Source organism: Spirosoma pomorum, assembly GCF_054776615.1.
In genome coordinates this window covers 1-24,659 of record NZ_BAAHBP010000020.1, presented here as the reverse complement: position 1 = coordinate 24,659, position 24,659 = coordinate 1, and the positions used below count along the sequence as shown (strand labels likewise).

At 52.4% G+C, this 24,659-nt stretch carries 17 protein-coding genes; 11 read left to right on the top strand and 6 right to left on the bottom strand.

Annotation, left to right across the window (positions count from 1 at the left end; translation table 11 throughout):
• Positions 1–3 precede the first annotated feature (3 nt).
• On the top strand, positions 4–1,020 hold the full coding sequence (locus tag ACYVAD_RS11525; protein ID WP_461139644.1) for a zinc-binding alcohol dehydrogenase family protein: 1,017 nt from the start codon (positions 4–6) through the stop codon (positions 1,018–1,020).
• A 216-nt stretch (positions 1,021–1,236) separates the two neighbouring features.
• Positions 1,237–2,895, top strand: coding sequence for an alpha-L-fucosidase (locus ACYVAD_RS11520; protein WP_461139643.1), 1,659 nt, complete (start codon positions 1,237–1,239; stop codon positions 2,893–2,895).
• Positions 2,896–3,114: 219 nt separating this feature from the next.
• Here the strand turns inward: ACYVAD_RS11520 and ACYVAD_RS11515 are convergent, their stop codons facing one another.
• From ACYVAD_RS11515 to ACYVAD_RS11505, 3 genes are all read right to left on the bottom strand, one after another.
• A complete protein-coding gene (locus ACYVAD_RS11515) occupies positions 3,115–4,728 on the bottom strand; it encodes a glycoside hydrolase family 43 protein (RefSeq protein ID WP_461139642.1) in 1,614 nt (537 codons plus the stop codon).
• A 119-nt stretch (positions 4,729–4,847) separates the two neighbouring features.
• On the bottom strand, positions 4,848–6,371 hold the full coding sequence (locus tag ACYVAD_RS11510; protein ID WP_461139641.1) for a tagaturonate reductase: 1,524 nt from the start codon (positions 6,369–6,371) through the stop codon (positions 4,848–4,850).
• A gap of 136 nt (positions 6,372–6,507) precedes the next feature.
• Positions 6,508–8,985: a glycoside hydrolase family 95 protein gene (locus ACYVAD_RS11505; RefSeq protein WP_461139640.1), complete on the bottom strand. Its 2,478-nt coding sequence runs from the start codon at positions 8,983–8,985 to the stop codon at positions 6,508–6,510.
• A gap of 527 nt (positions 8,986–9,512) precedes the next feature.
• Between ACYVAD_RS11505 and ACYVAD_RS11500 the strand changes: the two genes are divergently transcribed.
• From ACYVAD_RS11500 to katG, 8 genes are all read left to right on the top strand, one after another.
• Entirely contained in the window at positions 9,513–9,830 is a 318-nt protein-coding gene (locus ACYVAD_RS11500; RefSeq protein ID WP_461139639.1) for a hypothetical protein, read from the top strand.
• Positions 9,831–10,101: 271 nt separating this feature from the next.
• On the top strand, positions 10,102–10,320 hold the full coding sequence (locus ACYVAD_RS11495; protein ID WP_461139638.1) for an FtsX-like permease family protein: 219 nt from the start codon (positions 10,102–10,104) through the stop codon (positions 10,318–10,320).
• Positions 10,321–12,664: 2,344 nt separating this feature from the next.
• Complete coding sequence (locus ACYVAD_RS11490; RefSeq protein ID WP_461139637.1) at positions 12,665–12,976, top strand: hypothetical protein; 312 nt, start codon at positions 12,665–12,667, stop codon at positions 12,974–12,976.
• 252 nt (positions 12,977–13,228) lie between these two features.
• Entirely contained in the window at positions 13,229–14,905 is a 1,677-nt protein-coding gene (locus tag ACYVAD_RS11485; protein ID WP_461139636.1) for a capsule assembly Wzi family protein, read from the top strand.
• A gap of 8 nt (positions 14,906–14,913) precedes the next feature.
• A complete protein-coding gene (locus ACYVAD_RS11480; RefSeq protein WP_461139635.1) occupies positions 14,914–15,135 on the top strand; it encodes a hypothetical protein in 222 nt (73 codons plus the stop codon).
• Positions 15,136–15,408: 273 nt separating this feature from the next.
• Positions 15,409–15,786 carry a response regulator gene (locus tag ACYVAD_RS11475; protein WP_461139634.1) on the top strand — a complete coding sequence of 126 codons (378 nt, stop codon included), beginning with the start codon at positions 15,409–15,411 and terminating at the stop codon, positions 15,784–15,786.
• 115 nt (positions 15,787–15,901) lie between these two features.
• Positions 15,902–16,402 carry a hypothetical protein gene (locus tag ACYVAD_RS11470; RefSeq protein ID WP_461139633.1) on the top strand — a complete coding sequence of 167 codons (501 nt, stop codon included), beginning with the start codon at positions 15,902–15,904 and terminating at the stop codon, positions 16,400–16,402.
• Positions 16,403–17,178: 776 nt separating this feature from the next.
• A complete protein-coding gene (katG, locus tag ACYVAD_RS11465) occupies positions 17,179–19,476 on the top strand; it encodes a catalase/peroxidase HPI (RefSeq protein WP_461139632.1) in 2,298 nt (765 codons plus the stop codon).
• A gap of 962 nt (positions 19,477–20,438) precedes the next feature.
• Here the strand turns inward: katG and ACYVAD_RS11460 are convergent.
• The 3 genes from ACYVAD_RS11460 to ACYVAD_RS11450 form a co-directional block, all read right to left on the bottom strand.
• Positions 20,439–20,900, bottom strand: a complete 462-nt coding sequence (locus ACYVAD_RS11460; protein WP_461139631.1) for a MarR family winged helix-turn-helix transcriptional regulator — start codon at positions 20,898–20,900, stop codon at positions 20,439–20,441.
• Between the two features lie 192 nt (positions 20,901–21,092).
• Positions 21,093–21,983, bottom strand: a complete 891-nt coding sequence (locus ACYVAD_RS11455; RefSeq protein WP_461139630.1) for an SDR family oxidoreductase — start codon at positions 21,981–21,983, stop codon at positions 21,093–21,095.
• 33 nt (positions 21,984–22,016) lie between these two features.
• Positions 22,017–22,376, bottom strand: coding sequence for a VOC family protein (locus tag ACYVAD_RS11450; protein ID WP_461139629.1), 360 nt, complete (start codon positions 22,374–22,376; stop codon positions 22,017–22,019).
• 717 nt (positions 22,377–23,093) lie between these two features.
• On the opposite strand from ACYVAD_RS11450, the gene ACYVAD_RS11445 reads away from it, so the two are divergent.
• Entirely contained in the window at positions 23,094–24,326 is a 1,233-nt protein-coding gene (locus tag ACYVAD_RS11445; protein WP_461139628.1) for a carcinine hydrolase/isopenicillin-N N-acyltransferase family protein, read from the top strand.
• Positions 24,327–24,659 lie beyond the last annotated feature (333 nt).

Sequence of the window (24,659 nt, the reverse complement as noted above, 5' to 3'; positions counted from 1 at the left end):
TTGATGAACATTTTACGTTGTACAGCCCCCGGTCAGCTTACTTACGGTGTCGAAGCGATGCCCGACCTCCGACCGAACGAAGCCATTGTCCGCATCAAACGCATCGGCATCTGCGGAACTGATCTGCACGCCTACGAAGGTACGCAACCCTACTTTTCGTATCCCCGTATCCTGGGGCACGAACTAGCCGGTGAACTCGTCGCGATTGATGGTGCGACCACTTTTACGCCGGGCGAAGCGGTGACCATCATGCCGTATTTTCACTGTGGCCACTGCATCGCCTGTCGATCGGGGAAACCCAACTGCTGCCAGCAGATGCAGGTATGTGGCGTGCACGTCGACGGGGGGATGCGCGAGTACCTGTCCGTCCCGGCGTCTTCGCTCCTGTCCGGCAACGGCCTGAGCTTCGACGAACTGGCGCTGGTCGAGCCCCTGGCGATCGGGGCACACGGCGTTCGTCGGGCGGCCGTTCAGCCCGGTGAGCACGTACTGGTGGTTGGCGCTGGCCCTATTGGGTTGGGTGTTATGGAATTTGCCCGCCTTGCTGGCGGTATCGTGACGGCACTGGATATCAACACCAGCCGGCTGGCCTTTTGTCAGCAGCAGCTACAGGTTTCGCACGTTGTTGATGCCCGCAGTGAAAACCCGATCGAGCAGATTCGCGCCATTACCAACGGCGACATGCCCACGGTCGTCATCGACGCAACGGGTAGTCTGAAAGCCATCGAACAGGGTTTCTCGTACCTGGCCCACGGTGGCCGTTACGTACTGGTCGGGCTTCAGAAAGGCGAGATCCGCGTTAGCCACCCCGAGTTTCACAAGCGCGAAGCCACGCTGATGAGCAGCCGTAACGCGACGCGGGCGGACTTTGACCATGTCATGACGGCGCTGGTAACCGGCCGGATAAACCCGCTTACCTACATCACGCACCGTGTTTCGTTTGAGCAGGTGGCCGATGCGTTTGAGAGCTGGCTCGATCCCGCTACGGGCGTTATCAAAGCGATGGTCAGTATCGACTAATGAGTTTTTTAAGTGTATTTAGTAATACCCCCCGCCCCCTGAAGGGGGAGAAATTTGCCCACGATCTTCGTCCCCTTTAGGGGGCGGGGGTAAACGGTCCAGCACTTAGTAGCCCTGCCCTGAATGGACTCTGTTCGCAGGTAAGTCTAGCCCCCTTTAGGGGGTTGGGGATAGTCGACCGTTTACACAGCCTATAAACCGATAACCAACGTAATTATGCTAACAAGAAGACATCTGCTAAAAGGGCTGGCCAGCGCTGTGCCGGCCTGGTATCTATCCAAAGTAGAGGGGCTGGCGTTCCCAAATGCCCCGTTGGTCGCTGGTGAGCCCATGGCGGCCGGTAAATTCAAACCAACCTGGCAATCGCTGGCGCAATATCAGGTACCCAACTGGTACCGCGATGCCAAATTCGGTATCTGGGCGCACTGGGGTGCCCAATGTCAGCCCGAAGCCGGCGACTGGTACGCCCGCGAGATGTACGACGAGGGTAGCTGGAAGTACAATTTTCACCTGAAGAAATACGGTCCTCAGTCCAAATTCGGCTTTAAAGACGTTATCAACGAATGGAAGGCCGACAAGTGGAATCCAGATCAGCTGTTGGCGCTGTATCAGAAAGCGGGGGCGGAATATTTCGTCGCGATGGCGAACCACCATGATAATTTCGATAACTACGACAGCAAGTACCAATCGTGGAATTCGACCAAACTGGGACCGAAAAAAGATTTGATCGGTGGCTGGGCCAAAGCCGCTAAAAAACACGGCCTGCGCTTCGGTGTCAGCGTCCACGCGGCCCACGCCTGGAGCTGGTACGAAACGGCGCAACGTGCCGATAAGAAGGGGCCTTACGCCGGTGTCCCGTACGACGGGAAGCTGACCAAAGCCGACGGTAAAGGTACCTGGTGGGAAGGCTACGACCCGCAGGAGCTATACGCCCAGAATCACGCCTTGAGCGAAGGCAGCGAGAAAACCTCGAATATCCATAAGCAGTGGGACTGGGGCAACGGCGTCAGCGTACCATCCAAGGAGTACTGCGAGAAATTCTACAACCGCACGGTCGATCTGATCAACAAATACAGCCCCGATCTGGTGTATTTCGACGATACGGCCTTACCGCTCTGGCCCATCAGCGATGCCGGTCTGCGGATTGCGGCCCACCTCTACAACAGCAATATGAAGCGGCACGGGGGGAAGCTGGAAGCCGTATTGAACGGAAAAGTCCTGACGCCCGAGCAGCAGAAGTGCATGGTGTGGGACATCGAGCGCGGGCAGTCGAACCAGATTGAGCCCTTTGTCTGGCAAACCGACACGTGTATCGGCAGCTGGCACTACAACCGGCAGATCTACGACAAGAACGAGTACAAAACGCCCAAAACCGTCATCCACACGCTGGCCGACGTGGTGAGCAAGAACGGTAACCTGCTACTGAGCGTACCCGTGCGCGGAGACGGCTCCATCGACGAGAAAGAAACCGCCATTGTGGAAGGCATTGCCAGTTGGATGGCGGTGAACCGGGAAAGTATTTTCGGCACCCAGCCGTGGAGCGTGTTCGGCGAAGGACCAGCCATCGAATCAGCCGCTCCCCTGAACGCACAGGGGTTCAACGAAGGCAAAGGCAAACCGTTCGGAGCCGAAGACATCCGCTTCACCACGAAAGGCAACGCTCTCTACGCCATTGTGATGGGGTGGCCAACAGACGGAAAAGTGCGGATCAAAACGCTGCGCTCGGGCAATACGGCGCTGAAGCATAGTGTCAACAAAGTACAGCTGCTCGGTCATTCGGAGAGTCTGTCGTTCACCCCTACGGGCGACGCCCTGGAAGTGACCCTCCCCGGCCGCAAACCCAGCGACTACGCCCACTGCCTGAAAATCACGTAGAGAGTACTTCGAAAAACCCATGTCTAAAACTCTATCATTGGCGGCTTCAGATGTGGGTTTTTCGTAAAACGAACTGTCAGCAACACCGTCTTTTGCTGGTAGTAGAAGCGATTTGATTAGTGTGAGAAGACCGGCCCTCAGCCAGAAACTGGTCCGCTTATGACTACTTCAACAGGGCATCTTTTGGGAGCAGCCCCTACTTGTAAAGATTACGATTTATTAGTGGCCCGCATACTGGTACCGTAAGTAATCAACGTCGACTAAACCCGCATCGGCGGTTAAGTTGTAATTGAAGATGCCCAATCGATCGCCCCGGTAACTGCCCCAGACGAGCTGCGTTTTCGTCCCTATAGGCGTAAAGTTTTTGCCGTCTGTGCTGTAGTAATACTGGTTTACACCGTCGAAGCCCCAGGACGATTGCAGCCAGATGATTTTTCCACTAATCGCCGGACCCGTCGAATCGGTATCGTTAACAGTATACACCAGATGCCGTTTACCATCCTGTTGTTTTATACCCAGTGCGCTGTAGCTGGCCGTCGACAGATGCGTCAGGCCGGCATGTTGCCCGTCGGCCATACCACTCACGTCAAGTTTTACGGTTGCTACGTTCGATGCTGTACGCATGCTGCGCTGGGTGATGGTGTTGCCAACCCGGAGCAGTACTTTTTTCGGATTCCGGGGCTCGATTGGCCGAAAGGCGTGCAGCCGAAGAAAGCCCGGCCGGGCAGTCAGCGACCATTTGTCGGACCGGGGTTGGTAGTTCCACTCCCATTGGGGCAATAACCGGGTGCCGGTAAACTCATCGTTGGTCTGCATGCGCAACGGGGTGCCTTTACTCGTAATCGGTTTCTTGGCTGACCAGATCATGTTTCCGATGCCGTCGGCGCCTACCGACCCCACGATAGGCCACCCGTCTACCCAGGTTACGGGCAGTAAACTGGCAGCCCGCCCTTCCCAATCGCCAGTACCATGATGGGTAAAGAACCACCACGCGCCGTTTGGCAGCTGCATCAGCCCGCCCTGATTGGGTTCCTTGTCGGTTGCCGCGTTGACGTGGTTGAGCTGCCGGATTTCCCAGGGGCCGTACAGGCTTTTTGACCGCTCCATCATCATCACCCGCCCCTCTTTGTTGACCTCGCTGAAGTAATGGTAATAAAGGCCGTTGATTTTGTAGAGCTTGTTAGCCTCACTGCCTTGCGACTGGTGAATGATAGTGTCCGACTCCATGATCAGGCGCTTGCCATCGGGGGTCATCTTAAACAGGTGAATGTTGTACTTCTTGCCATTTTTCGGATCAAGCCCAAACTGGGTAGCGATGAAATACAGTTGCCCATCATCATCCCGGAACGAACAGCAGTCGTCCCAGCCCTGCACCTTCCAGAGCTGATGAAGGGGCTCCCAGGGGCCAGCCGGATTGGTAGCACTGCTCATGAAAAAGCCATCGTCCGGCGTGCCGAAATACACCCAGAACTTATTGTTATAGTACCGGATCGACCCCGCCCAGATGCCTTTTCCGTAGCTATTCATTTTGTCCCAGTTGAGGTCGGGACTTATCCGCGTGAGGTCGTCGGCAACGTGACTGAGCAGTTCCCAGTTGACCAGGTCTTTTGAATGCAGAACCGCCATACCGGGCGAATACTGCATGGTGGACGAAATGGCGTAATAGTCGTTGCCGACGCGAATGGCGTCCAGATCACTGAAATCACTGGGGAGGACCGGGTTGCGGTACGTTCCATTTTCCTGATCACCCCATTTTTCCGTTTGTTGCCCTTTTGCGTTCAGCCCGAAAAGCGATAGCAACACCAGCACTGAAAGTAACCTTGAACTAGTCATGTTTATTCCGTAATTGATAAAATTACTTACCACTTTTGGGGAGTTAATTCACTCATTGTGAATCGATCAGCGGCAAAAACAAGGTCCGCCGGTCAAGCTAGCTGATAGCCAGCCCGTATTCAGCCGATGGCCGCTTCGGCTGGTCGTTGATTCAGGTGCATCGTCAGCGTCTCCGAAACCCCTTGCGCCAAGAACTGTAGCAGGTACGCGCTAACAGCCGCTTCAAAGCCAGGTAATTCGGCTAAGTCTTCCCCCCACAGCGCCGTATTTCGTAGCACCGTTGCCACGACCTGTTCAGGCGACGACTGTGCCCATATAGTAGCAACGTAAGCGGCTTCGCTATCCTGAATTACGTACCGTTCCCCGGCCCGATTACCGTAGTAAACCCCATCGTCCAGCTGCACCCCGCGCATGAACAACAAGTAAGCCGCGAACCCAAACGCTATTCTCAGGGGTGGTTGCGCCTGAGTCCGGTAGTACTGCATCAGTGTCGGCACGTTTCGCAGCTTCATTTTTGCCGTGTACTGCACGGTAATCGCCAGCCATCGGTGTTCGATGTACGGATTTCGGAAACGATCCTGCGTCTGCTGACTGAATTGCGCAGCCGTTTGGCCATCCACGGCATACGGGATACCGGGCGTCAATTCCGCCGTCATCAATTGATCGATGTAAGCCACGACGTCCGGTGTTTCCATGGCTTGCCGAACCGTATTACACCCGGCCAGGTAGGCCACGCCACAGCTTAGCGTATGTGTCCCATTCAGAAGCCGGAGCTTCAACTCCCGAAACAGATCGATGTCAGGCTGAATAACGACGCCTTCGTCAGCTTGCGCAAAAGAGAGTCTGGCTTTAACCCGTTCATCGCCTTCAATCGCCCAGAGCTTAAACGACTCCGCGACGATCAGCAGCTCATCCTGGTAACCGAGTTGCTCAGTCAACGCCCGATGCGTCGTTTGATCGGGTTTACCCGGTACAATGCGGTCGACCAGCGAATTGCAGTAGGTGTTGGCGCTATCGAGCCAGTCGAGGAACCGGTCTTCCAAATCATTGTAAACAGCCAGTTGCCGAACGATGGCCCGTAACGTCTCCCCATTTTTCGGGATCAATTCCGTGGGAACGATAATCAATCCTTTGTCCGGATCGCCAGCGAAGGCCTGGTAACGGGCGAGCAACACGGCCAGCAATTTACCCGGAAACGAGGTTGGCGTGCCTTGACCAATTGACTCGGCCGCGTACTGAATACCGACTTCCGTCGTATTGGACAGGATTAGCTGCAAATCGGGGCTTGCTGCCACCTGTAGTATTTCCGGCCAGGCGTGGTCGGCAACCAAAACCCGGCTGATGGCCGAACAACGCACATTTTCCTCAATTATCCGCCCATTGGCTACCCCCCGGATGCACAGGGTATAACGGTTGTTCTGGTTAGCAAACGAAGCGACGTCGCCACCGCTGGTCGATTTGACGACGACAATCCGGCTGTTGAACACGCCCTGCCGGTTTGCTTTGTCAATCAGATAATCGGGCAGTCCGCGTAGCAGTACGCCCGTGCCAAATTGTAACACACGTTCAGGCAACTGCTCTGTTCGCGAATTGTCGGGCCAGGGTTGGCTTGTCGGCAGGTCTGTCGCTGCTAGCGTATTCATAGCTTCAGATGGTATAAACAGTCAATGAGTAGGTCGTGCCGCCAGCGTTCGGCGAGCGGTGCGGGTTTTTCGGCAGTCCTCAGCGGGAGGCCACGGTTGCTTCGTGGTGCTCACTGCTACCCAGCCGGGCAATTCTCTAGTTGGCCTGTATCGTGTATACTTTCCCTTTTTCCGTTTTCAGCCGCAACACGTAGCCTTCATCAGTTTTCACGGCGGTTTGCTTACTGCCCTGAATGCGAAAAGGAACCTTGGTGAGCAGCGCTAACTCACCACCGGTCAGCGATTTTAGGGTAGCACCGGTCAGGGCTGATTTTTTCCAGTTCATGCTCACCTCGAAACCACCCCTTGCTTTCAATCCCGTTACGCTGCCTTCCGACCACGAATCGGGTACGGCGGGCAGCAAATGAATTTTGTCTAGATGGCTCTGCAACAGCATCTCCGCCATGCCCGCTGTGCCGGCGAAGTTACCGTCGATTTGAAACGGTGGGTGCGCGTCGAAGAAGTTGGGATACGTACCCCCGCCCCGACTCATCTGCGTACCCGTCGTGTTGACATACTGCATCAGCTGGCGGATGAGCGAATAGGCGTGGTTGCCATCCTGCAACCGGGCCCACCAGTTGATTTTCCAGCCCTTGCTCCAGCCCGTACCTTCGTCGCCCCGAATTTCCAGCGTCTTCCGGGCGGCCGCGAAAAAGGCCGGCGTCTGGGTGGTAATCTGCCGGCCCGGATGGAGGCCGAACAGGTGTGATACGTGCCGGTGGTGCGGGTCGGTTTCGCGGAACTCCTGGTTCCATTCCAGCAGCTGACCCTGCTTTCCGATCTGGAGTGGCGACAACTGGCTACGCTTGGCGATCAACTGGTCCCGGAAGGCTTTATCCTGGTTCAGCACGGTGGAGGCTTCGATCAGGTTGGTGAACAAATCCCAGATAATCGACATGTCCATCGTAGTGCCTACCGATACGCCCTGCTGCTTCCCGTTAGCGTCGAAAAACTTGTTTTCGGGCGTGGTCGAGGGGGCGGTTACCAGCTTGCCGTTTTTATCGGGCACCAGCCAGTCGAGCGAGAACAGAGCCGCCTGTTTCATGATCGGGTAAGCCTGCTCGGCCAGAAATTTTTTGTCGCCCGTAAACTGGTAATGCTCCCACAGATGCTGACACAGCCAGTTGCCGCCCATCGGCCAGTTGGCCCAGACCGGATCGCCATCGCCCCGGTCGCCGACGGCGTTACTGAGCCCCCAGATATCGGAGTTGTGGTGAGCGACCCAACCCCTGGCGTTGTAGTATTCCTGGGCCGTTACGTGCCCGGTTGCGGCCAGATTCGGAATCCAGTCGAGCAGGGCGGTATGCATCTCCGACAAATTCGTGACCTCGGCAGGCCAGTAATTCATCTCGGTATTGATGTTGATGGTGTAGTTCGAACTCCAGGGGGCCCGCAGCTCTTTGTTCCAGATGCCCTGCAGGTTGGCCGGCGGACCGCCCGGGCGGGAAGACGAGATGAGCAGATAGCGTCCATACTGAAAATACAGTGTTTCCAGGCCGGGATCGTAGCGCCCCGTAGAATAGGCTTTCAACCGGTCATCGCTGGGTAACGACGTGTTTGGGTTCGACGCCAGCGTATCCCGAACGGAGAATGTGCAGCGGTCGAAATAGCGCCGGTAGTCGGCCTGGTGGGCATTTAGTAGCGTTGGATAAGACTGCCCAACAGCCTTGGCCATGTACGAAGCGGCCAGGCCTTTCTCGTCTTTCCCGTCCTTGTCGGGGCACTTGTCGAACCCGTTGAAGCTGGTCGCGGTTGTTACGTAGAGGATGACCTCGCTGGCGTTGTCGATGTGGATACCTGCCGTGTCGGTTTTTACCGAACCGTCTTTGGCCACCGCTTTGATGCAGTATTGAAAGCGCATGCCGTTGCAGCCGGTGGTGTCGTCATACACAATGGGTTGCCGCCCCTTGGGATTGTAATAGTTCGGATCGACACGGGCCGGAGCTTTCCCGTTGATGACCAGTTCATTCGCTCCCTGCGCGTTTTTCTGGATGCGCAGTTGCGAGCGGGTGGCTACGTCGAACGTCAGTTGCCGGGCTTTATCAGCGCTGAGTCGAATCACCAGCGCGTTAGCCGGGGCCGAGGTAAACAGTTCGCGTTTGAACGTAACCCCATTGATGGTAAAGCGGGTCGTGGCGACGGCATTGGCGATGTTCAGGTCGCGGTAATAGGCTGATGGTTTTCCGGCTGGAAAGCGCTGGTTAAGCAGCAGATCGGCCAGCGGCATGTAGGATTCCGTGTAAAAACCCTGTAGCTTTTTGGTCAGCTCGTCCGCCTTAGCATAGTCTTCCTGGTTGAGCAGGGCCTCCCGGATGGCAGGCAGGTACGTAGCAGCCTGCGGATTGACGCCTTTTTTGACGGGACCACCCGACCAGAGCGTTGATTCGTTAAGTTGAATCAGCTCCTGCTCGACGCCACCGAACACCATCGCCCCAATTCGGCCGTTGCCGAGTGGTAAGGCCTCAACCCATTGGGTAGCCGGTTTGTCATACCAGAGTTTCGGCGTTGTTTGCGCGGGTAGATTACTGGTGCCGAGTGCAAGCAGCAGGCAGCTGGAAAAGAATTGTTTCTTCATACGTAAGAAATAAGGAACTGTGACCAAGACTAATCACTGTCATTCCCTTTTTTAGCGGTTAGCAGGCTTAAAATCCGGACTTAGTCGGGCAATTTAACCGGAATCGGCACTATATCCTGACCTGCCCAAACCTGCTTTTAACGCCCTGTCTGCGCCGGAAAGGCACTACTGGCCGGTGGTAGTACTTTGTTTGTCATACGACAAGGAATAGCGTTGACTGTAAACCATTGATTAGCAGTTACGGTGGGCATTTATAGAGCAATCAACACGATCAACATCGGCTACGGTGGGTAGATAATAGTCCTCATCGCATTGACCGATACAAAAGAAAAGTATTCTTAAATCAATAAAATATAGATCTTATCCAACTAGTAAGTGATTTTAACATAGCGAGGAACAACAACGCTTTTTGTAAATTACTTCTGACCCGTGATTGGGGTAGATAACGCATTTGGGATAAATCCGCCACACTACTGGACAAAACGGAAGAGACGCGGTTTCACCAACCTACGCAACAAGTTGAGCAGGTGTACACCGCAACGCTGGCCGCTCCTGAGTCCGTCGCTGATTCTACACAGTTTAAGGCCATCAGACACTACTTGATGACCCACCCCAAGATTCAACAGGTTAGTGTGTCCTCGTTTAATACTCCCTTCAGCACCAATACTATCAGCTATCTACTGACTTATCAGGCTAAGAAGCTATTCGCCAATGTGCGGTTTGTCTATCCAGCCTATGCCTCAATCTTAGCCATTGATATATCGAGGGGCGGTGGTTTGCTCAGGCCGACACCCAAACTTCGCTTACTCCCGCCGTCATCACTACCACGCAGGCTCAACGACTAGTTGCCAACCAGCAAGCCCTGAGCCAGTGGATATTAGATGAGTTAGACCCCCTTTACCATTCAAGCGGTGGGAGTAGTTACTTGCCGGGGAGGCAATGACGAATTGGAGCGAGCTCACAATGAGTTATTCCTACTGGCCTCTTCCACCAAAATAGCTCCTAATTGGCGGCTGTTACTCCGTACTAAGGCGCCCTTGACACTCAGGGAAGAAGCGGTTCTGATTACTCAGGTGAAACAGGCTACCGCGATCGATATCCGGTTGGATAAAGAAAGTGGCCGACCAGAAGCTTTTGCAGCGTCACCAGTTTCTGGTGTGGACGAGTTTGCAGGCGTTCGTCACCGTCTTCTGTAGTCTGTTCTGCGTGATTGGGCTACTGGGTACGCTGTTAACCGAACTGTACCGACGAGGAGAGGAGGTTGGTCTGCGTCGAGTGGTTGGGGCAAGTCTGCCTCGTATCTGGCTTCAGTTGGTGGTTGAGCATGGAGTGTAAGTATGTACGTGACGGGCCTTGCCTCAATGTTGACCTGGCAATTCCCGCTGTTGGACCTGTTTGATCTTTCATCAGATCTTTGTTGGCGAGCCATGGTTTTAGCTTGCTTATCAGTACATCAGTACTGGGCTTGTCGACTGCCTTTATTTTTGGAGTTTACTATCCGCTACTACGGTTTACGCCGGCGTACTCGATGAAGCCTTATCGAAGAGAGTGACCAAGCGTCTTGGTTAGTTACGTAAGCATACTTGCCACTCGCTAAACCCTTTTTCATCTCGTTCGGGAATATTTTCTGAGATAGGTAACGCATTTAGCTATTTCATACATTCGCGAACATAATGTCACTTACACAGCAACCCAATAAGCAATTTTAGGATTTTTGATGCATAACTCTAAAACTCAACAAAAAATAAAAAAGCTACTTTTCAGCCTTCTTTTCTGCTTTATTGTTCATTGGAGCAGTGCGCAAACGCCTATACGTAAAAACTCCATTCAGCTCCATATAGAAGCTCTCTATCCGAAAGCCGATCAACGACCACAATCGCCAGTTCCCAAATATTCCTTGATTTACACCAGACGGTTGGCTGAAAGCAGATGGGTTACCGAAGCAGGAGCCAGTTATACGAGTAGATATGTTCGGGAACAATTTACTCCCTATCAATTCTTTTTTCCTGGGGATCGTTCTCAGTTGGTTACGCTTGATCTGTCAATTATGTACAACCTGCTGAACAGCGATAGACATGCTTTACGAATTGGTACTGGACCTTCTTTGTGGTACACGAGAAATAGTGTGATAGCAAATTTGTCAGGCACAACTAGTATTGGTGGTCAACAGCTTCCAGATGTCTCATTCACTAGAAACTATAGCCATGACTTCAACTTAGCTTTTACTGTCAGGGGGAGTTACGAGTATTCCCTAACCCCCCGAATGATAGTGGGCCTGCGGGCTAGTTTGGGTGGTAATGTACTTAAGGGTAATAGCTCCTCTACTTTAGTCGGTAGCCTATCGACGGTGGGTCTAAGTACTGGTTATCGCTTTTAGAACGTATATGTTGTGTTCTACTTGTAATAGATTAATCAGTCAGTGCAGGTCTTTGTAATTAAAATCCCCTGATGTATTCGCACTTATACACTAGTACGTTACATGAAAGCTTCTTCGTCTCGGGTGGGAGCCTTATTTGAGCGGCATTTGGGAGTCTGTCAAGCTGGATGATCAGGTTCGCTAAAAACAGCTTGTGTGCCAATTACAAGGACTATAGCAGAAAGCAAACTCCGCAGCATAGGGGCTAGGTTGACCCTTTCGAAAGCAATAGTTCTAGTAGTAGGTCACCTGACCAATTGGGCGAGCCGTCTAGTTGTTGACCTAAAAAAGAAAGCGGCCTCATGCGGGCCGCTTCTAACAGCGTAAGTATAATTAATCCAGCGTTGCAAGCGCTAACGGGTTGTTAGTTACAATTGTTGGGGTAAAAAATAGGGCAGCCAGCAGCCGCCCCGTTTTCCTTCCTGTAATTATACTATAAGGCTGTAAATGTAATGGACAAGGTCGATTACATTTACAGCCAGTAACCCTTTGGTGCCTGCATTAACTATTGAACCGAGCGCCTGCGTACACTAATTTTCTGTTGTTCTGATCGGACAATGGGCCCATCATTTGGTGAACCTGGCTGGTGGTTCAGGCAAAGAAAATCATCTGCTTATGCTGAGTAGACTTTGGTAGAAACCACTAGAGAAACTACTAAACTGACTAGTGGCTTAGGGTTGATTAATCCGCCTGCTGGATGGTCCGTAAAGAATCTGGGGCGAACTGATTCTTAACCAGTCAGCTATATGTGTTCAGGGTAGAAAAAAGCTCGGTTCACTACGTGAAAATTTGCCTGCCAGCTGCTCATTAGAATTAGTAGTATATACTCAGAGTAGATGCCGACAGGCGGAAGAAAAGAACGGGATGGCTGCCCATTAGCCAAAAAGAAAGTTGCGGTAGCGTGAAGACCAGTATACTGAGCCACAGTGTCTTAGTAGATGGAGACGAGTTGATAATTTAGAATTGTTCTAGAGGGGAAAGATACTTTATTTGTTGTACGGAAGGGTATATACGTTCGAGATTCGGATTATAAGCAGTAACCGGTCAAGTAGTCGCTGCCCAAGGGCGGAGTATGGTGCCCCCACAATCAGTATTAGTTGTATCCAATTAACGTTGTCTGCCATGAATTAGCTGAAACCCCGCGCCCCCCTTACGGTTTGTACTGGCGTAAACACCCCACCGGAAGCCCGCCTACAGGCTACCGGTGTCAGGGCCATACCAGCGATAGCGCCCGCCGGGCGAACTTCTGCCTTCCTGTTTTTGGTGCGGCTTGGCTTAGTTGGGCTGCTCGGACTATTCTATGCGCTGGCTACTCTGGAAGTTGATCCGGGCGAGCTAGGCGACACCTTTGGTGATACCTACGACACCTATCTACATCAGCTCTCCCCCAAATCGACGGTTCCTTTACCGGCGCCAAGCCCAGATGTCTTAGGCGAGCTTGAGCCGTTTTCGCTTAAGATTGTACTCCCTCACTATGACGGCCTGCCTGGTCGACTGGTTTCGTTTCCCCTTTCTTCCTCAGCACTTCCCCGTCGACGACGATGGCATCTGCTGTGCTGTGTCTGGCAGATTTGAGCCGCTGATCCGTTGATCTGTTCGTATTCGCGTGCGAACAATACTGGCTTGCTGAACTCTACTTAGCATCGTTGAAAACAGCGACAGCCGCTACGTCTGTTCTCTTTCGGTCCGGTCAACGATCGGTCTACCATTCTCTTCGTCTTTATGCTGCGTAAAACTGCTCCAACCCCGTTGGCTGGCAACGCCGTGGCTTAGTTTAAGCTGGTGATTGACAAAAAGGGTTGAAGCCAAGTCCATCCTTTCTTTTTTATGGAGTTTTCTCCGAATCTGCATCGGCAACTCGGTGGTGGTCGATACACCCTATCCGTATTATTGGTTGGGATGACCAGCCTATCGCTGGGCGCCACAGTGGCTGATTCGTTAAAAACAGGCCATCTGTTGCCGCTGGTACGGGTGCGGTCGCTGGATCGCTCCTACCGGCTTCCCAATACCTTTCGCTGGATTCCGACGCCCCCACTTAAGTCTACGCCACGGGCAGCGTCCGCCCGGTGGGGAGGGATGGTCGAGCTGGGTGGATTTGTTTCCTCATCCCGGACAACCCCCTTCTGGCTACAAACCAATCAGTACGGGCTCGTACCTAGTACCACGCCCGCCGGGCTGCTGCGCTTGCAGCTAAGCCGGGCTTACCGCCAGGATTCGCTGGCCAGGCGTCGCAAAACAGATCTCGGTTATGGGGTCGAACTGGCCGGTCAACTGGCCCAGTCAACCCAGCTACTGCTGGTCGAAGCGTATCTGAAAGCCCGGTGGGGCGTCGTTGAAGTATTCGCCGGCCGGCGACGCCAGCGGGTTGGGTTGGCTGAGAGCGCGCTCTCCTCGGGGTCATATATCTGGTCGGGTAACGCCCTGCCCATTCCGATGGTCCAGCTCGGGCTCCCCAATTACGTACCGATTGGCTTTACCAAAGGCTGGGTGGCCCTGAAAGGATTCTTCGGCCACGGCTGGTTTGGCGACAATCAGTACGTGCAGAGGGCCTATCTGCATCACAAAGCCATTTATCTGCGGTTGGGTCGCCCCCAGGCCCGGGTCCAGTTTTACGGCGCTTTTACTCACTTTGCCCAGTGGGGCGGTTACGCCCCGTTTCTGGAGCAGGATCCTACCAGTTCGTTTAATGGCCAACTGGCTCAAGGCTGGGATGCGTATGTTAACGTGGTCTTACCGCTGAAGACCGATGCTCTGAAAGATCGTACTAAGTTTACCACCTACGATCAGAACCGAGTGGGTGATCACCGGGGTACGGCCGAATTGGCCGTTGACATCCGGCTGGCGGGGGGTACCCTGCGAGCTTACCAGCAGCACTTTTACGATCTGGGCCGCAAGCTCTATACCCTGCGCAACATTGAAGACGGTTTATACGGCCTGCGCTACGTGCGGGATAAACCCAGGCCAGGCTTTCTGCGTGAGCTGGTTGTGGAGCTCTTCAACTCGGGCAACCAGGGCGTCTTGCAGTTTGGCCAGAGCCTGGGGGGGGAACCGGAGAATTATTTTCTCAATGGGCAGTACCCAGACAGCTGGTCGTACCGGGGGCGCACTATTGGCACGCCGTTCATCACCCAGAGCAGCCAGACCGCCCAGTACTTGGATCGCCTGCCGTTCTCGGGCAATACGTTGACGAATCAGCGCATTGAGGGCGTTCATGGTATCAACAACAATCGGGTGTGGGCTGTGTACGGGGCGTTGTCGGGTCGATTGGGACCACGCTGGGGGCTTGAAACCAAGGTGTCATTCAGTCGTAATTACGGTACGTTCTCAACCCCTTTTCCGGCCGGTACCAACCAATGGTCGGCGCTGGGCTCGCTGCTGCATACGGGCGTCAACGGGCTACAGCTGCTGGTTTCGGTGGGCTACGATCAGGGGCGGTTGCTGGCCAGTCCGCAGCAGGTGGGGGGGTACGTGGGAATACGGAAACAGTGGGGCCGCCAGCTGTGAGTCAGTCCGTGTCCAATAGAGCTCTAAAACTGGCGCTGCTGGCAGGCAGTCTACTGATGAGCTGGCTAGGCTATACCTTGGTGAAGAGTTGGTTGGCGGATTGGCCCACGGGGGTTTGTGACCCTTGGGGGACGGCAGGCTTCTGGGGCAAGTCGCTGAGCCTAGCAGGCTGGCTGGTAGCTGCCATTTGGTTTTTACTGACCCGGAATTCATTAGCCCGGAAGAAGTAAGCATCAATTGAGTGATTTGGCAGAGGCCGATCGAATGACCGACTGGGGTGGGATTTAGGAGGTAGTCCGCTGGCAGTAGGGAATACGTGGCCTGATTGATACAAGTTGACTTCCCGTTTACCCCGTATCAATCAGGCTCACAAGAAAGGACGTTCAGCCCTGTTGATTAAGACCGAATGCCCAAGTTCGGTTTATATGTTTAACCGTTTGGTCTGCTCCAGCTAAAGCGGAGTCAAGAAAGAAAGTAGAATAATGTTTACACCTGATAAACGAATGATTATCGTCGTGGACGACGATGAAGATGACCGGTTTATCGTCAGCCAGGCGTTTGAAGCGCATGGTCTGGCTGATGAGGTAGTGATGCTGAAAAGTGGCACCGAGTTGCTGAATGTCCTACGGGAGGCTCCGCTCCCCAAACTAATCTTACTTGATTTGAATATGCCAATCCTAAGCGGGTTAGAAACCCTGACGCTGATTCGTCGCCAGCACAGTGCCGCGGTCTTACCCGTGGTCATTCTGACGACTTCGGACATGACCGAGGATCGCCAGAAGGCAGCCTCTTTACAGGCCAACGATTTTATCACCAAACCCGTAACGGCGGCTTCGTATCGACGAATAATTGCCCAACTGTACCAGCGGTGGTTAAGCTAGTTGGGTAAGCCGGTACTAACGGATTCAACGGTCGTTTCATTTCCGGTGCTGGAAGATCGGCTCTCTCAGCGATCGTTCCTAGTATATTATTCGTATCAATTCTCATGCCTCACCCATGATGCTCATAGTTACCTTGCTGGATGGGCACCAGTCCCCCAAAGACTTCGCTTTCCAGGTAGCGGCCCTGGAAGAAGGGTTGACTTTTATCAGTAAACTGGTAGCCAAGGGCGAAATCCTGCTTCGCGTAGCCCTAGTAGACAAACATAGCTTGATGCTCCTGCCGGTAATGACGTTTGATGGCGCTGATTTTTCTGGGCCAATGCAGCAGCTTGAAGCCGCCTGGAAAGCCATCCTGAGCAAACCGATCAACCGGCCGGTTAAATCGGGCAACTGGGTTAAGCGGTTGATGGCCCAGTGCGAGTTACGGATTATCCAGCAGCAGCAACAACTAACCGGGATTCGATATTTGATTACTCAGTTAGCGGAGATGCCAGTGGTGGGGAGACAAAAGCAGGATCAAATAGACCGTTACTGCCAGATGCTAATCATCTACGAAGCCCAACTTTCCCGCACCTGTGCACTGCGGCAGCGGTTGCAACAGTGGCGTAATCGATAAGCAGAATGGGTAGCACTGGCTGATGCCGCAGGATAAGCATGGGGGCAGGCGTTGCTTTTCCTGCCAGGCAAAGGGAAACGTTCAGTTTGCAAACGCAGGGGCTGATACTCTGATCCTTCGTCTTACAGGGGAGGATCAGTTTCTTATTTATCGCTGCTGATCTGTGTAATGAGATTACTTACAAACTGCAGCGATCAATGAAATTCTGAAAACATTAAAACACGCACCTCGTTAGTAGAAAATGCTCAGGAAACGTGTGACCTATCAGCTGCTGGAAAGCGGAAATAACCTCTGCCCATCATTCAAGACCAACAGGCTAATCGATTTGGTACAGCATTATTCAAAAAACCGAGCCGGACTTGAGCTCGTTTAGTTTTTATGGAGATGCGTTGTACCACTGATTTAGATTGCCGGAGGCATCCAAGCTACGGTCATTATAACCTGCCCCTGCGGCATCCATTACCTGTTTTGGGACATCGTCCCACCCACAGATCTCAACTATGACCATTCGCGGAAAACTTGAGTTGGACGAGGTGTCAGGTTCAGGGATAGCTTATGCCCATTTGTGCTTGATACCCCTGGTTGCACCAGCCTATTCTGGTTCGTCACTCTGGTTTTAATTCTCCATGATGGGAATTCTACTCAATTTCTCAGACTTGATTATTGTCTTTTTCCAACTGGTAGAGTAACTAATTTATAGGCTATAAGTCAACTCCCGATTGATACCGGGAATTCAAAACAACACAACAGTTTAATTCAACACACTAATTCTTACGATGAAAACCATTGATAATCCAGGGGGGCTTGACAAGTGCCCATTTATGGGCACACGCATCGGCGGGGCCATCGGGACGGCCCCGCAGAATGATGACTGGTGGCCCAATCGGCTGCAGGTAGAGTTACTGCATCAGGAGCAGCCAGCCGCCAATCCCTTGAGCGAGGAGAACTACAAAGAGTTGTTTAATAAAATCGACTTCCAGCAGCTTAAACAGGACATCAAGGATCTGCTTGTTGATTCTAAAGACTGGTGGCCGGCAGACTACGCCAACTATGGGCCACAGATGATTCGGATGGCGTGGCACTCGGCGGGTACGTATCGGATCGCCGATGGTCGGGGCGGAGCCGGGCAGGCCATGCAGCGGTTTGCACCGATCAACTCCTGGTGGGACAATGGGAATACCGATAAATCGCGCCGGTTGCTGTGGCCCATCAAGAAAAAATACGGCTCGGCGCTGTCGTGGGCGGACCTGATCGTGCTGGCGGGTAATTGCGCGCTGGAGATCATGAATTTCCCAACCTTCGGCTACGGCGGTGGTCGCCGGGACGCCTGGGAGCCTGACCGCAGTACCTACTGGGGCCCCGAATACTGGGGTGGTAAACCCGTCGACCAGGTACCCGCGTCAACCCAGCATAAAGGGCACCCCGACGAGATGGTGAACAACAACCTGCGCTGGCAGGGGAGTCCGAAAGAAGCGTATTTCGATCTGGAAAACCCGCTGGCCGCTACTCACCAGGCGCTGATCTACGTGAACCCGGAAGGCCCGGCCAACAACGGCGACCCGGATGATTCGGCCCGCGAAATCCGGGAGTCGTTTGCCCGCATGGCCATGGGCGACGAAGAAACGGTGGCGCTTATCGCCGGTGGACACGCCTTTGGTAAAAGCCACGGCATGGTAAAACCGGACAAGATCGGAGCCGCGCCAGAAGCCGCGCCCATTCATGCGCAGGGTTTCGGTTGGCACAACCCGGTTGGGTCGGGCAACGGGGCCAATACCATGACCAACGGAATCGAGGGTTCGTGGACACAGAATCCCACCCGTTGGGATAATACGTACCTTGAAAACCTGCTTGGCAACGAGTGGAAAAAAGTGGAGAGTCCGGCTGGATCGATTCAGTGGACACCCGTTGACCCAAACGCGCCAAAAACGCCGGACGCCCACATTCCCGGTCAGCTAAACGACCTGATGATGATGACGTCGGACATCGCGCTCAAGGTGGACCCGGAATACCGTAAGATCTGCGAGAAATTTCTAACTGACTTCGACTACTTCACGGACGCTTTTTCGCGAGCCTGGTACAAGCTGACGCACCGGGATATGGGTCCCAAAGAACGGTACCTGGGTCCCGAAGTGCCAGCGGATGACATGATCTGGCAGGACCCGCGCCCCGACCGCGATTATGACCTGATCGATGAGGGTGACATTGCCACGCTGAAACAACGCCTGCTTGACAGCGGCCTCACCGTATCGGCGCTGGTGTCGGCAGCCTGGTCGGCGGCATCGGTGTATCGCCATTCCGATAAGCGGGGCGGTGCTAACGGGGCTCGTATCAGTCTGGAACCTCAGAACAACTGGGAGCTAAACCGGCCGGAAGAGTTACGCCACGTGCTGCAAACGCTGCGGGGTATTCAAGGCGAATTCAACGGGCAGCAGGTGGGTAACAAGCAGGTATCGCTGGCCGATCTGATCGTACTGGGCGGTTGTGTGGCAGTCGAAAAGGCGGCCCGCGATGCAGGCGTATCCGTCACGGTTCCGTTCACCCCGGGCCGGGTCGATACGACGCTGGAACTGACTGACGTGGAAAGTTTCAACTGGCTCAAGCCGGTCTCCGACGGCTTCAAGAATTATCATAACGACAAAGTCGGCTACCGGGTCCCCCCCGAACGTATATTCCTCGACCGGGCTCAACTACTAACCCTGACCGCCCCCGAATGGACGGTGCTCGTCGGTGGACTGCGCGTGCTGGAACAGAATTACGATTACTCGAAGCACGGCGTATTTACCGAGCGTCCGGGTCAGCTGACCAACGATTTTTTCCAGGTGTTGACCAGTATGGACTACGAATGGGTTCCCCAGGATCAACGCGAGATGTTGTTTGATGTCCGGGAGCGGAAGAGTGGGGCCAACCGGTACACGGCTACTCGCTGCGATCTGATCTTCGGGTCGAACGCTCAGCTACGTAATATCGCGGAAGTGTACGCTGCTGATGATGCACAGGAACGCTTTGTTCGTGATTTTGTGGCCGCCTGGAACAAGGTAATGATGCTCGACCGGTACGACGTGAAAGACGAGTAGCGCTCCCGATTGTCGGAATAACTCTCAGGCTTTTTGTTGTCCACGATACTGCGTTGCACAACTCTTAAGCAGGTCCTCGCGTAGTTAGACAGACTTGTTTGATCGCGTGAGCCCAGATCAAACAAGTCTGTCTAACTCCTAAAAAGGAAAGCGGATTTGGTGGCTGGGTATCCCACGTGAAAACCATTACAACCGAGTCGGCGGAGTTGCCCTAATAGCTGTTTGTCATAGCAGTCATAGTCTATGGTTTGGCGCAGTGGACTGAACGTTCTTAGTTCCACTGCGCCAAACCAATAGCAACGGCAACCTATTTCGACACTATCGTTGCAATAAAATAGCTGGTAACTCGTCTAGGTAAGGTATTCAATGTCATAGTAGTGCCTTCCCGGAAGCTCATGGTAAGCATCTTTATTAGGCGCATAAGCGATTCGTTATAAATGCGGATACGTAAGGTTGTTTTTAGTTTTGCTCGCTGAACGTTCAATTCTGCTAAGAACCAGGCAACTCCGGGTTTCTATCTTTGTCAGCAAACGCACTCCACAATTTGAAATTGATTTTGAGAATAACGGGCGTGTGTTGTTGAATTGACTAATGCTCTTGTCCGCCAAGGCTTACCTAAGTATCTCATGTCAACGAAAGGTCGGTACCAAATTCTCGGGAGAAGGTGACCGTTTTTGTTATTTGTCAACGGTGAAATCGTTCATTTTCTTGTTTCTTGAGGGTTGGTAGGATGCTGTCAAGTTGATTGAAACGAGTTTTCCAAATACTTCTGGATTGGTTTATCCACTGATCCAGCTCTTTTATTTTTCAAGGTCCAGGGAGTAATAGATTTCGCGGCTATGCTGTTCCCTAACACCTTGGCGGGGCGTGTTAAAGTTGGCCATAATGGCGTTGGGTGTCATTGCCTGCAAGGCAATCGGGGTGATGATTGCCAGTCTAGTTGGGGCGGCCCCGACCTACTGTTAGCTATCCTTGTTTTGATTGATCAGTGACTCCATCGTTTGGTTGAAGCCAGTAAGCGCCGTTTCGGACAGCGAAAAAAAGGCGACGTCCGCCTGTTCGACTGCCTTCAGAGCTTGCTGCAAAACCTCCGCACCGCTATCGGTCAGCGTGATGGTCTTGGCCCGGGTGTCGGTAGGGTGCTCTTGTCGGCGGATGAAGCCTTTGTCTTCCAACGTACGTAACACTTTGGACACCATCATGCGGTCTGTGTTGCTTTGGGTAGCAATGTCAACCTGGGTCACCATATCGTTGTGGCGGGACAGCCATCCCAGGGCCGCCAGTAACACCAATTGGGTTTGGGTCAGATCCAAGGGATCGAGCACTCGCTTCTGCTTACGTTGCCAAAGCATGGTCAGTTGGCCAAGCAGGTAGCCTGGGCTATCGGCAGTACTCTTAAAGTGAAACTCAATTTCGCGGGGCATACTAATCGTAGATACAGGAGCTGGCTATAGATACTGTCTTTTCTGGGGGGCAACCCAGGGCTCTAGTTGATTCAGAACCCGCTCCCCATGCGCATAAACGACGTATCAAACTAGCTTAGATCACTCATCGCACGGGCTGCAGGTGGGACTAGGAAGTCGAGGATCTTTGGCAGACGTTGACCTGCCTATCCATCAGCGATACGCTTCAGTGAGAAAGTCCGCCAGTGGGCGTGTCGGACGACCTAAAATGGTCGCTAAGTCCGTCGATTGTTGGTCAAACTCGCCTTGCGCAATGGCGACACTAAAAGTCTTCAGAATCTCAATCACCGGATGGGGTAAACCAAGCCGACTCAACTGGTTTTCAAAGGTAGCCACATCCGGCGAAATGTAGGTAATAGGTTCGTTGAGAATCATTCCCACTTGTTGGGCAATGGCGGAAAACGTGAGGGCTTCACTGCCATTAAACGCTAACGTTTTGTTTTCGTACTGCTGATGATTGAGTAAAATCGTGGCTTCGGCCTCGGCCAAATCGTCTTTGGCAACAAACGAGGCCAATCCATTGGCCGTAGGCAAATAAATCGTTTTTGTCTTCATGAGTTGACTTCTGTCACCGATGAGCATTTGGATGACCTCCGCATACAGATTATGTTTCAGGATGGTGTAAGTGAGGCCTGATGCTTTGAGGGTGTTCTCCGTCTGTTTATGCGCATCAACCAGCGTTGCCAAGGGCGATGATTTAGTTTGGTCTTTCCAGACGGCACTGGTATATACGATATGGTTGACACCAGCCTGTTTGGCTGCGGCAATCACGTTCTTATGCAGTTGTGCCCGCTGATCATCGTCGCCTGCCGAAACGAAGTATAATACATCAACGCCGGTAAACGCATTAATTAAACTTCCTACATCGGCGTAATCACCAATTCTTACGGCGATACCCTCTTGCTGGTACTGTTTAGCGAGTTCGTTTTTGCCATCCCGTACCAAAACCGTCATCGTTTCAAGGGCTGCTTTTCCTGTCAAGTGATTGATCACCCGACGGCCTAAATCGCCGGTAGCGCCGGTAATTAATAGTTGGTGGGTCATGTTTTTCGCTGGATTTGTGGTGAATGATTTCGTTCAGTTGGTTTCAAGAAAGGTAAGTTTGTAGCCGTCCAGATCGATGACGTGGAAGGCCCGGCCGAAGGGGGTTTGGATAACGGGTCCCGCCGTGGTGACGCCATTGTGAATGAACTGCTGTTTCAACTCATCCACGTTTTGCTCAACGGCAAACCAGATCGCCACGCCGATGCCCAGTTCTCGGCCTTCCAGGGACTCGAGCGGGGTACGAATCGCGAAGCTGGCTTGCCCTTGGTTGTACTTGAACACACAAGCTTGTGGGCTGAGGTCACCCACTTGGAAGCCTAATTTTTGTTGGTAGAACTCCGTTGACGCGACTAAATCGTTGACCTGTAATGACGCAAAAGTTAGTTGTCTCATGATTCGTGTTTTTTGTTGTCACAAATATAGTATACACGACAACAGTAAAAAAGAATAGTTTTTATAGTCTACTTTTCGCTATTCAGTTAATACGTTAACCTGCTATAAGAGAGTTGTTTGCTCAGTGTTCAACGGTCATGACTAGTTGATGGGGGAGCAGAGTTGCCTTCGATAAATGGGAGAATGGGGCTTGGCTAAGTCTGACTTTCTCGCTCAATCACTTGGTGTCCCCAGTATAAGGTAGATTGATTCGGTTACGTTGTTCTAACTTCGGCTGACTAGATCTGAATTCATTGATCGTGGGGCTACCCTATGTGACTATAATAAACGGGCAATAGTGGAAAAAGTCGTTTCGTCTTACTTCGAAGCGTTTGTTGCGATTTAGCCAATATCGTTTAACGTATTAACTGGCTATCAATCGGCCTCTTACCGCTCAATACCTAAAAGCTTACCACCAAGTCAATGTAGATTTATCCCAGTCCGCTAATCCTTATATAAGGCAAAAAGATTGATTGACCCGGCCTATACGAATAGTTTGAAGGCTTGGTTGACCACATTGGCGAAGGAGCTGTCAGGGGCTCAGACTCAACTAGTCCGTAATCCGTCTCATCAGCGGTGCAACGTTTTTAACCAATCCCTGTCTTTGGGCTGATCTATAATAATCTAAATAGCTGGCTCATGACCTGTCGCTTTGTACTTTTAGTTCTTCTTGTCCTATTGAGTGTACCTAGCAAGCTTAGAGGCTGCACCATCGTTTCGGCAGCCATAAAGGGCGAGGTATTCGTCGCTTCAAACGAAGACGACTACACTCCCTTTTCCCGGATTTGGTTTAATCCAGCTACTAAAGGGCGGTACGGATCGGTTTGTTTCGGTCACAATGACTTGCAGGCCCAGGCTGCCGTTAATGAACACGGCCTGTTTTTTGACTTCACCCAGCAGAACATTGATCCAGCTCGCTTTAACATCCAGAATCCTTACCAGGGCGATTTGTTTATGACTATCCTGGGCCAGTGTAAAACCGTCAAAGAAGCCCTGGCCTTTCTGCTGACCCATCCCTACGCCCGATCTTCACAAGCGCTGCTGGCCGATGCCCAGGGGAATTCGGTCATCATTAATGCGGGAGCACAAGTCGAAAAGCAGGGTAACTTCCAGATCAACACCAACTTCGACGTGTGTAACCAAACAACTGGTAATTATTCGTGTCAACGCTATGATATCGCGAATGAACTGTTGGCTCAAGCAACCGAATTGTCGGTTCCCTTCTTCAAAAATTTGCTCAGTCGCGTTCACCAGGAGGGAAAGCTTTCGACGCAGTACTCGATCATTGGTGATTTGAAGCGGGGGCTCATCTACGTCTACAACTTTCACGAGTATGAGAATAGTTACCTCATTGACGTAAAGAAAGAACTGAAAAAGGGCTACCGGCTGCAAAAAATCGCTCAGTTGTTTCCTCCTTCGTTTGCTTACGAGACGTATGCCAAGCAGAGCCCCCTGTATCAGAAGGAGCAACTCTTAGATCGGATCGATCAAGCTGGGTTTGAGCAGGCAACGCAGCCTTATTTAGCCGAGAAGAGAGGCCATTCTAAAAAAGACACCGCCTTGACGGTGGCGGTATTAGAAGTGTCGCTTCAATTAGTGAAGAACGCCTGGAATCAGCATCAGCATGGCCAGATGTGGGAGTACTGGTTTAGTTTGCCTGGGGGGTACCAGGTTCCTCATTGGCAGGACAGTCGGTTGACGCAGGCTGCTTTACTGTTGAGAGCACTGATGAGCGACCCGCTTTTAGATGCTAAAACGCATAACTTTTTAGCCGAGGTATATGCCTACACGCAACTAATATCGGGTAACCCCGGAGAAGCCATTAAGTTCTATCAACAAGCGAGCTCCGACGCTGATCAAGCATACCCCGTTTCCTATCAACGAGCGAAAACCATGCTGAGTCGGCTTTGAAACAATTCTGTTGGTACAAGTTTAAAGTTCATCAAACGTATTTTAGATTGAGATGCTACTGAAAGCAGGTACTTTTCAGGTGCTTAGGGGGCGATCAAGCAGCGATCCTTTCATCAACAAAGCCGTTCTACCATAAGCAGCCATCCTGAGTGTTCAACTGAAACGAAGGATAAGATCCGGAAGAAGATAAAAGAGCATTTTGATATGGAGATATATGATGCTCAAAAGGAAGCAGCCGACGAAATGAGGCCCAGGCTGCTTATTAAGAGCGTGTTTTGAAATCCATAAAGGCTGAGAGTCAGAGCATATTTGTGTCGACCAAGACATACAGCA